This is a genomic window from Lacticaseibacillus suilingensis, from assembly GCF_016861845.1.
GTDB classification, from domain to species: Bacteria; Bacillota; Bacilli; order Lactobacillales; family Lactobacillaceae; genus Lacticaseibacillus; species Lacticaseibacillus suilingensis.
Genome location: NZ_BOLV01000049.1, coordinates 1 through 3268 on the forward strand (window position 1 = coordinate 1; position 3268 = coordinate 3268).

At 43.7% G+C, this 3268-nt stretch carries 2 protein-coding genes and 1 pseudogene; 2 read left to right on the plus strand and 1 reads right to left on the minus strand.

Translation table 11 applies throughout. The features are described from left to right. The first annotated feature begins 839 nt into the window (after positions 1-839). Complete coding sequence (locus JUF11_RS12930) at positions 840-1334, plus strand: alcohol dehydrogenase (RefSeq protein ID WP_204119919.1); 495 nt, start codon at positions 840-842, stop codon at positions 1332-1334. 285 nt (positions 1335-1619) lie between these two features. Next, positions 1620-2018, plus strand: a complete 399-nt coding sequence (locus JUF11_RS12935; protein WP_203634152.1) for a pyridoxamine 5'-phosphate oxidase family protein — start codon at positions 1620-1622, stop codon at positions 2016-2018. A 338-nt stretch (positions 2019-2356) separates the two neighbouring features. On the opposite strand, the pseudogene JUF11_RS12940 reads toward JUF11_RS12935, so the two are convergent. Then, positions 2357-3205: pseudogene (locus JUF11_RS12940) on the minus strand (ISL3 family transposase); the annotation flags it as partial. Positions 3206-3268: the final 63 nt, after the last annotated feature.

Sequence of the window (3268 nt, forward strand, 5' to 3'; positions counted from 1 at the left end):
ACCATCACTTAATGCCGACGTTGGCTTTACAAATGTCTTGCTACAGCTAGTCAAGAATAGCAGTATCTAAACATCTATAGCCGCACATAGTCGTTTGTGAACAATTTCAAATAAAGGCAAAACAGTTCTATAATTGTCAAATCAAGCACAATACTTCAATCCCAAATCCTGTGCTAACAATGCTATGTTGTAGGTGGGAAGAGTTTGAATGAATAAGGGTGAAGATCTGGATTTCAGGACTGATTGTGGTATCGTCCTATCTGCCATATTACTTGCAATTATTGGTCTTGTATCTCTGTACACAGCAGTCAAGTATGGCTTGCAGCCTCCAACGACATCTGCATCCGAAGCGGATTTCCTACCTGTAACAGTTATTTCTCTTAAGAGTTCCGACTAGCTGTGCCAAGACCTGACCACGCAAGATTACCTAGTGTACGTGAAGGTGATATAATATTTGAGGACGAAGATTCGGTTAGCAGTCGAACGCTTGGATATATGGCTACTACAGGGAGTCAATCAAAAATCTATTTTTAGGCATGAAGCAGTACGGCCCTCTGAGCGATATATATCATCAGCGATGCCCCCAACAATGCTGATTGACGAACATAGTAAAGATGCCTCTCCGTCTTTGATGAAATTTTCAAAGAATAGAAACCATCTGTCAACATCAGTTGATAAATTCCCAGATTAATTGAGTGCCGACCTTATCCCTCGCTGTAGTATTGACTCTTGAATGTGAGTATCCATTTGAATTTTCGCTTTGATGAAGACAAGCACCAGTGAAACTGACCTATAAACATAACTCTTTAAGTAGCTGCTTACCAAGCAGGGGGGATACTATGAAAAAGCGTATCGATTTGGCCAATCAAACGTTTGGACGACTCACGGCTATTAGTTTTTTTGGAGCCAGTTCTAATGGTAATGCACTTTGGCTCTGTCAATGTCAATGTGGAAATAAATGTGTTGTTGACAGTCAACGACTTCGTACAGGGAGTACACGCAGTTGCGGATGTTTGCGATCAGAAATAAGCAGACTTAAAATAAAAACTAATAAGCAGACTAAAAAGTATATTGGTAATTCCCAAAACTTTCAGTTAATTGATCGAACAAATTTAGTTTCCTCTACACATAAAAGATCCAATAACAAATCGGGTGTTATAGGGGTTAGCTGGGATAAAACTGCTCAAAAGTGGGTCGCCCGGCTTTATTTTCAAGGCCATCTTGTTCTAAACAGTGTGTATGTTCATATGGAGGATGCTATCGCTGCTCGTAAAGCAGCCGAGAAAAAGTATATCGTGCCTTTGCAAGAGCAGTATAATCAAGTACACCAATGAAACTGAATGAGTTAAATTAATCAGGCCAGTGACACAAATACTCAGACCAATTTTCAACAAAGGGAAGTCTGAGAAGTCTGACGTGAATTTATAGCATCGAGATTTAGCTCAGTAAATACCAAAATAATGGTTATATTGAGACAACACAAGAATATTGTTACATTTTTAGTGATCGTGATCTAGTATGTTCGTCTATGGAACGGAGAATTGACAAAAAAGAATTTCAGATTTATGCTTACTAAAAGTAAATAAATTACGTGCGTTATGTCGATTGGAGAAAGTTCAATGGTAAATCTTACAGAAGAAATGAAGAATATGTTACAGAGTCAGCTTCCCTTTCTAGCGACTACAGGGACAGATGGCAGGCCCCAAGTTGGTCCCAAGGGTTCACTACATGTCTTAGATGACTCACATTTGATCTACTTTGAGCATACTTTTAGGCAAGCCTATGATAACCTCTCAGTTAACCACCTAGCAGCGGTTGCGGTTGCTGATAGGAGCATTCAAAAAGGATTTCGTTTTGAGGGCACAGCCCATATTCATGAAGCAGACGACTTTGCTAGTCAGATTCTAGATAAAACTAAAATTTTTGATCGTTTCCCACGAGCCGGCGTAGTGGTAATCGATGTAGAACGAATCTATAAATTAGATAATACACTAGAAGCTGGCATTCAGATTGCTTAGATTTCGTAAACTATATTGGTCTTCGTGTCAAATGGTGTTGATTAATAGTTTTTATCTTTTGGAAGGTCCACTCTTCGGACTGGGCTTTTTGTTATTGAACCGAAAAACGGCTCTGTGTCAAAGTAAGCACCTAATAACCGACCGTATCGTAAAAAACGGGAGTTTGTCAACTGGTGTTGAAAGATAGTTTTTATCCTTGGAAGGTTTCTCAGAGATGAGGAGCCTTCTTTGTTATTTTATATGCCTTTGCCCTTCCGAGGGGCGCAAGTGGGCGCCCCGGCGGTTCAAGCACACGCCAAAAAGCCCTTAGTGGTCTTAAGGTTTTGTCCTTTGTGAAGTTAGGCAATCAGTTGATAGACGCGCTTGAACATGTTCTCCTGGTTAGCGAAGCCGTAACACGAGCGCTTGAGCTCCTTGATCTTACGGTTGACGCCTTCGATCGGACCGTTTGAGTAAGGCGACTTGGCGGTGTTGATCACTCCGGTAAGATTCTTACCGAGCGTTGCCATTGCCGTGTCGAGTGCGGATCCATTGCGCTTCTACGTAGTGATGATGGTCGCCAGTTTTCTGTAGTGCCCACCCATCAGGGCATCATGAATCGCCAGGTAGTGCGCCTGCTTGGCGTCTGGCTTAGTTTTATGGAACAACTTCCAAAGCGATTTGAGCACCTTGTGTTCACGAGAATGTACGTCAAGCTGCTTGAGGCCTTGGACTCTGATCTGGTCCATCGCCCGGGCCACCGGTTGAATGATGTGGAAGCGGTCGATGATGATCTCCGCGTTGGGGAATAGCTCATGCACAATGCGCTGATAGGCGGCATTCATATCCATGATGACCCGCTTGACCTTGGCCCGCTCCTGCAGGTCGTAACGGTTGATGAAGAACTCCTTGATGTCCTTGTTTAGTCGCCCGCTGAGGACTTTCACCGCCTTGTGGGTGTCGGCGTCGATGCAGATGAAAGACATCGCATTCTTGGTGGAGCGGAACTCGTCGAAGCACAGGTTCACCGGCAAGGTACGGCTAGCCTGTGGCTTAAGGTTAGCGTTGAGAATGCGTTGGACCGAGTTCGTGGAAATCCCGGTGAAAGAGGCAATCGTCTTCCCTGGGAGCGACTTACTGGCTAGCTTTAACGCGTGGATGGCCAGGTCATGGCCGATGGCGTGGTTCGGTTTGACGGTTCTGGTGCAAAGTTTACTCAGGGAGAGTGCATCCTGTATCATGAATTGAAACTGGAGGTTTTCAGATGACTG